General features: G+C 72.2%; 7 protein-coding genes and 1 pseudogene. 5 read left to right on the forward strand and 3 right to left on the reverse strand.

What is annotated here, in order from left to right; genetic code table 11:
* The first annotated feature begins 267 nt into the window (after window positions 1-267).
* A complete protein-coding gene (locus ACFXA3_RS16310; protein WP_385187278.1) occupies window positions 268-1,620 on the forward strand; it encodes a hypothetical protein in 1,353 nt (450 codons plus the stop codon).
* A 69-nt stretch (window positions 1,621-1,689) separates the two neighbouring features.
* On the opposite strand, the gene ACFXA3_RS16315 is transcribed toward ACFXA3_RS16310, so the two are convergent.
* Entirely contained in the window at window positions 1,690-3,051 is a 1,362-nt protein-coding gene (locus ACFXA3_RS16315; RefSeq protein ID WP_266788554.1) for a glutamine synthetase family protein, read from the reverse strand.
* A gap of 239 nt (window positions 3,052-3,290) precedes the next feature.
* Between ACFXA3_RS16315 and ACFXA3_RS16320 the strand changes: the two genes are divergently transcribed.
* The 4 genes from ACFXA3_RS16320 to ACFXA3_RS16335 all read left to right on the forward strand — a co-directional run bounded on the left by ACFXA3_RS16320 (window position 3,291) and on the right by ACFXA3_RS16335 (window position 5,714).
* On the forward strand, window positions 3,291-3,647 hold the full coding sequence (locus tag ACFXA3_RS16320; protein ID WP_385187280.1) for a hypothetical protein: 357 nt from the start codon (window positions 3,291-3,293) through the stop codon (window positions 3,645-3,647).
* Window positions 3,648-3,718: 71 nt separating this feature from the next.
* A complete protein-coding gene (locus tag ACFXA3_RS16325) occupies window positions 3,719-4,372 on the forward strand; it encodes a DUF3105 domain-containing protein (RefSeq protein WP_385187282.1) in 654 nt (217 codons plus the stop codon).
* Window positions 4,369-5,172 carry a DUF305 domain-containing protein gene (locus ACFXA3_RS16330; RefSeq protein WP_385187284.1) on the forward strand — a complete coding sequence of 268 codons (804 nt, stop codon included), beginning with the start codon at window positions 4,369-4,371 and terminating at the stop codon, window positions 5,170-5,172. Before ACFXA3_RS16325 ends, ACFXA3_RS16330 begins: the two co-directional genes overlap by 4 nt.
* Window positions 5,173-5,294: 122 nt before the next feature.
* Window positions 5,295-5,714, forward strand: a complete 420-nt coding sequence (locus ACFXA3_RS16335; protein ID WP_385187286.1) for a CBS domain-containing protein — start codon at window positions 5,295-5,297, stop codon at window positions 5,712-5,714.
* Window positions 5,715-5,775: 61 nt separating this feature from the next.
* Here ACFXA3_RS16335 and ACFXA3_RS16340 read toward each other — a convergent pair.
* Window positions 5,776-6,165: pseudogene (locus ACFXA3_RS16340) on the reverse strand (alpha/beta fold hydrolase); the annotation flags it as partial.
* A 19-nt stretch (window positions 6,166-6,184) separates the two neighbouring features.
* Window positions 6,185-6,784: a phosphoribosylanthranilate isomerase gene (locus ACFXA3_RS16345; RefSeq protein ID WP_385187288.1), complete on the reverse strand. Its 600-nt coding sequence runs from the start codon at window positions 6,782-6,784 to the stop codon at window positions 6,185-6,187.
* Window positions 6,785-7,239 lie beyond the last annotated feature (455 nt).

The following is a 7,239-nucleotide window of genomic DNA, read 5'->3' on the forward strand; positions in this document are numbered from 1 at the left end:
CCCCACCCGCCACCCCGGACCCCACCCAACCCACCCGCACCACCTGGCACCCGGCCCTCCCCCGGACCTGACCTCCGCGCCCCGGGTCCCGACAGCCGTGCGTTAACGTCGCGCGGTACGCAGTCACTCCGAACAGGGGGAATCGGGATGACGGACCCGGGGGGCCACCCGTCGCACACGTCCGGCCGGCAGCAGCGGCCCGCTCTCTCGCAGGCACCGGCCAGAGTCCGGACCGCCTTACGCCGCAGAGCGGTCCACTGGTGGTCGATGCGCCATCCCGAAGACCCCCCGCCGCAGCGCACGAGCGAAGTCGCCGACCTCTGGTACGAGGAACGCATCGCGGCGTTCGAGGCGTTGACCGAGAGGCGCACCGAGCAACTGGGGGTGCACGCCGACGCCCGTGCCCGCGGGGTCGACGCTCTGGAGGACCTTTCCCCCGAAGACGCGGCGGCGGTGCGGCGCGCCGTGCGGTCAGCGCACTGGAGCACCCATTCCAGGGCGAGCTGGGCGACGGTGGTGCACGAATTCCGCTACACCCACCCGGGCTTCGTGCTGCCGGCACTCTTCGTCACCTGCGTGCTGCCGATATGGGTCATCCGGCCCTGGATGTTCGCGATCTCCGACTTCAACGGCTTCCCCGCCACGGGCGTCATCACCATCGGCCTCCTGTGCTTCCTCCTCCTCTGCCTCCACCGTGTGGCGCTGGCCGCCGCACGTCTCGTCGCGCCCTGGACGGAAACCCTCTGGCGCCTCGTCGCCGTCGCGGCCGCGGTCTGCCTGACGCTCCGCCAGGAGTGGCGGCCCTGGATCCTGGAATGGGCCACCGCCCCGCAGAGCGCGTACCAGGACATGCCCCTGAACAATGCGGCACACGCGGACGTGTGCGCCCTCTACGCACTGAAGGCGTTCGCCATGGTGGTCCTGTGGCGGCTGGTCGTGTCCGCCGCCGGCGCGGTGCCTTCGAGAGTGGGCCCCAGGGAACCGGCCGGCGCCCTCGCGTCCTCACTGATCCTGCTCGAACTGTTCGACCTGTCACTCCTCGCCCGGTCCGCGGCGGCAGACCCGACGCCGGAGGGCGAAGGGGCTTTCCGCCCCTACCTGGCGAGCCCCGGCAGGCTGCACATCCTGGCCGGACTGGAACGGCTGGCCGCACTGGCGGAGGGCCGCTGGAAGAGGAGCCTGCGCACCGGGGACGGCGCCGCGGACGCGGCGGTCTTCGCACTGTGCGACGGGGTGGCGGCCGCCGCACGCGCGTGGAAGGCCAAAGCCGCCTCGGGCGAAGGCCTGGACGAAATGAGCCGCGCCTTCACCCTCGGCCTCGTCGATGCCGCTCACGGGAACTGGGGGAACCTCGCCATCGAGGTCTCCGGAAGGGAACTGACCCGCAAGCGGGTCGCCCGGGGCGTCCGCCAGGTCACGGGGATCCTCTTCATCCTCGGCTCGGCCTGGGCCATCCTCGCCGACCCGCTCTCCTGGTTCGCAACGTCCGCGAATCCCGCCGTCGAGACGTTCCTCTTCCTGCTCGTCGGACTCGTGGCGACCACCATCGACCCCACGCTCGTGGACCGCTTCGGAAACGCCGCCAAACTCAGCGGCCACTTCGGCGGCCGAAGCAAGTGAGCACCCCCCGGACAAGCCCCCGGGCCGACGGTCGACGACCACCGGCCCGGAGCTCCGGCCACCCGCGGGTTACAGCACCGGCAGGTTCTTCCGCAGTTCGAAGGCCGTGACCTCCGAGCGGTACTCCTCCCACTCCTGCTTCTTGTTGCGCAGGAAGAAGTCGAAGACGTGTTCGCCGAGGGTTTCGGCGACCAGTTCGCTGCGCTCCATCAGGGAGATGGCCTCGCCGAGGTTCTGCGGGAGGGGTTCGATGCCCATCGCGCGGCGTTCGGCGTCGGAGAGGGCCCAGACGTCGTCGTCGGCGCCCGCCGGGAGTTCGTAGCCCTCCTCGATGCCCTTGAGGCCGGCCGCCAGGAGGACCGCGTACGTGAGGTACGGGTTGGCGCCGGAGTCGATCGAGCGGACCTCGACGCGGGAGGAGCCCGTCTTGCCCGGCTTGTACATCGGGACGCGGATCAGGGCCGAGCGGTTGTTGTGGCCCCAGCAGATGTACGACGGGGCCTCGCCGCCCGAGCCGGCCGTGCGGGAGGAGCCGCCCCAGATGCGCTTGTACGAGTTGACCCACTGGTTGGTGACCGCCGCGGTCTCCGCCGCGTGGCGCAGCAGGCCCGCGATGAAGGAGCGGCCGACCTTGGAGAGCTGGTACTCGGCGCCCGACTCGTAGAAGGCGTTGCGGTCCCCCTCGAAGAGGGAGAGGTGGGTGTGCATGCCCGAGCCCGGGTACTCGGAGAACGGCTTCGGCATGAAGGTGGCCTGGACGCCCTGTTCGAGCGCGACCTGCTTCATGACGAGGCGGAAGGTCATGATGTTGTCGGCCGTGGACAGCGCGTCGGCGTAGCGGAGGTCGATCTCCTGCTGGCCCGGGGCGCCCTCGTGGTGGCTGAACTCGACCGAGATGCCCATCGATTCGAGCATGGTGATCGCCTGGCGGCGGAAGTCCATGCCGACGTTCTGCGGAGTGTGGTCGAAGTAGCCGGAGTTGTCGGCCGGCACCGGGCGGGTCCCGTCGAGCGGCTTGTCCTTCAGCAGGAAGAACTCGATCTCGGGGTGGGTGTAGAAGGTGAAGCCCAGGTCGGAGGTCTTGTTCAGGATGCGCTTGAGCACGTACCGCGGGTCGGCGAAGGAGGGGGAGCCGTCCGGCATCAGGATGTCGCAGAACATCCGGGCGGTCCCGGGGGCCTCGGCGCGCCACGGCAGTATCTGGAACGTGCTGGGGTCCGGCTTGGCGATCATGTCGGACTCGTAGACCCGCGCGAAGCCCTCGATGGCCGAGCCGTCGAAACCGATGCCCTCGTCGAAGGCCTGCTCCAGCTCGGCGGGGGCGACCGCGACGGACTTCAGGAAGCCCAGTACGTCGGTGAACCACAGGCGCACGAAGCGGATGTCGCGCTCCTCAAGCGTCCGGAGGACGAATTCCTGCTGCTTGTCCATGCCTTCATCCTCGCAGTTCAGACGGCCTGTGTACCACCTCCCCCGAGGGCGGGGGCACAGTCGGGCGGGCCCAGTATCGCCAGCCGCGGTTTCCGCCACATTACGCACCCTTGAAAGCTGGTGGCACCCCCGCACTGACCTCGGGCCCGTCATGAGCATTACCATCTGCGCCCATGGGGGGCCGGGAGCACACACGACACGCGCGCATCGGGCGTCACGTACGTCGGCGCGCCGTCATCGTGGTCGCCCTTTCCGTGCTGTTCGGAGCGCTGTTCCTGTGCGTCCGGCCGGGCGATCCGCACGCCGTGACGGGCGTGTCCGGGGCCGGTGCGTCCGGGGCCGGCGGGCCGGGCGCGGCGAGCGCCGTGCGCGGGCACGGGGCGCACGCCGTCTGCGTGTCCCCGGGCGAGCTGCCGGGCTGCTCCCCGTTCTCGCACGTGGCCCGTGGCGTACTGCCCGCCCCGCCGCCCGCCGTGACCCTGCCGGGCTCGGCCCCGCCGCCCGTCGCGCGCACCGCCGGTGCCGGGCCGTCCCGGCCGGCCGGGACGCTCGCCCGCGCCCCCGACCTCCATGCCCTCCAAGTGCTGCGGACCTGACCGGTCCGGGCGCCGTACCGCGCTCCACCGGATCCATCCTCCACCCCCCTCAGCAGAAGGATTCAGGGCACATGGCCAGCAGGACCCCGTACGACGGCAACTCCCCCCAGGCCCGCATAGCCGAGATGCGCCGCGCCGAACGCTCCCGCGACCGGCGCAACGCGGTCCTCGCGGTCACGGCCGCGGCGGCCGTCACCGCCGGACTGATCGGTTTCGGCGCCTGGGTGATGATCGACAAGAAGGACAAGGCGAACTCCGCGGCGGCGGCCCGCAAGGCCCCGGTGACCGGCGAGCAGAGCTGGGACGCGAAGACGCTGGGCCGCAACCACGTCGAGACCCCGGTGACGTACCCGATGAACCCGCCGGTCGGCGGCGACCACAGCCCCCGCTGGATGAACTGCAACGGCGACGTCTACAAGAACCCGGTCCCCGAGGTGAACGCCGTTCACTCGCTGGAGCACGGCGCGGTCTGGGTGACGTACAACGAGAAGGCGTCGAAGGGCGACCTGGACACCCTCGCGGGGACCGTGTCCAAGACCCCGTACACGCTGATGAGCCCGGACAAGGAGCAGGCCGGCACGATCATGCTGAGCGCCTGGGGCAAGCAGCTGACCGTGGACAAGGCGGACGACCCCCGCGTCGCCCAGTTCTTCACCAAGTACGTGCAGGGCCCGCAGACCCCCGAGCCGGGCGCGGCCTGCACCAACGGGCTGGCCGAGAAGTGACCCGTACGGCCCGTACGACCCGTACGTACTGGGTGGCCGGGACGGCCGTCCTGCTCGCGCTGCTGTTCGCGGTGGCGGCCACGGTCGCCTCCGCGAGCGGCGGCGAAGGCGAGGGTTCCGGTACGTCGGCCCGCGCGCCGGGCCAGTACTCGCCGGACGCGGGCTTCGCCCGGGACATGGCCGTGCACCACCAGCAGGCGGTGGAGATGTCGTTCATCGTGCGGGACCGCACCACGGACGAGGCGGTCCGCGGGCTGGCCTACGACATCGCCAATACGCAGGCCAACCAGCGGGGCATGCTGCTGGGCTGGCTGGACCTGTGGGGGCTGCCGAAGGTGGTTGCCGGCGAGCCGCCGATGTCCTGGATGGCCTCCCCGGAGCAGCAGGGCGGGGGGCACGCCGGACACGACACGGGTGGCCACGACATGAGTGGCCACGACATGAGCGGGCACGACATGGCCGGGCACGACATGGCCGGGCACGACATGGCCGGGCAGGACATGGGCGGCCACGACATGGGCGGCGCCGTCACCAAACCCGGCGCGCTGATGCCCGGCATGGCCACCAAGGAGGAGCTGGCGCAGCTCGGCGCAGCCGAGGGCCGGGACGCGGAGGTGCTGTTCCTCCAGCTGATGACCGACCACCACAAGGGCGGTGTCGCGATGGCCCGGGGCTGTGCGGAGCAGTGCGAGACCCCCGCCGAGCGGGCGCTGGCCCGGGGCATGGTCGAGGCGCAGCAGTCGGAGCTCACCCTCATGGCGGACATGCTGAAACAGCGCGGGGCCGCACCGCGCGGGTGACGGGCCACGCCCGTACGGTGGTGGGAGGCGCCCTCATCAGGCCCTCCCACCCACCGGCCTCCCGAGGGTGCCGGGACGGGCGCGTCCGCGTCCGGCCGCACCGGCATGCTCAGGAGGCGGCAATGACCACAGCGGCAGACATCATGCATCCCGGGGCCCAGTGGCTCCCGGCCACCGCGACCCTGGACGAGGCCGCCCGGCTGATGAGCCGGCTCAACGTGGGCGCCCTGCCCATCAGCGATGCCGACGAACGGCTGTGCGGCATCATCACCGACCGCGACATCGTCGTGAACTGTGTGGCCCAGGGGCTGAACCCGGCCGAGATGACCTGCGGTGACATGGCTCAGGGCACCCCGCGCTGGATCGACGCGGGCGCCGACGTCACCGATGTGCTGGACGAGATGGAGAGCCACCGGATCAAGCGGCTCCCGGTCATCAGGGACAAGAAGCTGGTCGGCATGATCAGCGAGGCCGACCTGGCCCAGCACCTCGACGAGCACCAGCTGGCGGGCTTCGTCGAGAAGGTCTACGCGAGGCGCTGACCCCGCCCGCACGCCGACGACCGCGGCACCGCGGCGGTCACGGCCACGGCCACGGCCACGGCTACGGCCACCCCCACGGCACCGCGGCGTCCAGGACCGCCCGGGCCACCCGGTCCGGGCGGTCCAGCATGACCAGGTGTCCCGCCGGTTCGGCGACCTCGAAGCGGGCGCCGATCCGGTCGGCCAGCTCCGCCTGGCGCGCGAGCCAGCGCAGCGCCCCCCGCCCCGCCGAGCCGTCGTACCCGGCCAGGACGGTGGCGGGCACGGCCAGCGGGCGCCCGGTCCGCAGCACGAGGACCTCGGCGGCGGTGTCGGGATAGCGGGCGTTCTCCAGCAGGGCGCCGCGCCAGACCCGGCCGGTGCGGTAGCAGCGGCGTACGAGGTCCGGCGCGGTCGGGTCGGCGGCGCCGGGGGGGGGGGCCCCGAAGCCGCCCCCCCCGCGCACGCCCCCCCCCCCCCCCGCGCCCGGATCAGCCGCGGGCGGCGTCGATGAAGGCGCGGATCAGGTCCGGGGACTTGACGCCGCGCGCGCTCTCGACGCCGCTGGACACGTCCACGCCCCAGGCGCCGGTGGTCTCCACGGCCTCGCGCACGCTGTGCGGGGTCAGCCCGCCGGCCAGCAGCCAGCGTCCCTCGGGCGCGGTGAACTCCGCGGAACCCCAGTTCCACGGCTTGCCGGAGCCGGGGTCGGGCGCGTCGATCAGCAGCAGGTCCTCGCCGTACTCCCCGCACCGGCCGACGTGCAGGGCGGTGGCCCGCAGCAGGGTCCGGCCCTCGGCGCGCAGCGCCTCGTAGTACTCCGGGCCCTCGTCGCCGTGCAGCTGCACTCCCCGTACGCCGCTCTCCTCGGTCAGCCGCAGCACCTCGTCGACCGGCTGCCCGCGGAACACCCCGACGGTGAGCACGGGGTCCGGCACCCGGGCCGCGAGCTCCCGCGCCGCGCCGGCGCCGATCGTACGGGGGCTCCCCGGAGCGAAGACGAACCCGACGGCATCGGCCCCGGCGCCCACGGCCACGTCGACGTCCGGCCCGGTCTTCAACCCGCAGATCTTCACGAACAACTCGCTCATCCCCCCAGTCAACCAAAGCCACCCGTTCGATGGTGACCCGTCCCGGGGACCGGGCGGGACCGTCCTCCCGCCACTGGCCTGGAACGGGGCTCACGCCCGGTGCACGGCACGCCGCGCGGAGGACAACGGTGACGATCATGACCGAACGGGCCACACCGATGGAGCAGGCGGCACCGCCGGCGTTCGAAACGCTCCTGCGCACCGCCGACCGCCGAGGAGATGGACACGCCAGACGGCTTCAAGGCCGAGCTCATCCGGGGATACCGCTCGCGTACGAGGGTGTCCTTCGGCAAGCCCCTGCAGATCCCCGAGCCCTTCGACTGCTCGCTCGACACCACCGGCTTCCAGCGGACCGGGAAACGCCCGAGGGCGGCACCCCCTGTACGGGGGGTGGCCCCCCGGGGGGGGATAACTCCGCCAAAGCCCGGGGGCCGGACTATAGCGAGTAAACCCCC

The organism is Streptomyces sp. NPDC059456 (assembly GCF_042750055.1).
Lineage (GTDB): Bacteria > Actinomycetota > Actinomycetes > Streptomycetales > Streptomycetaceae > Streptomyces.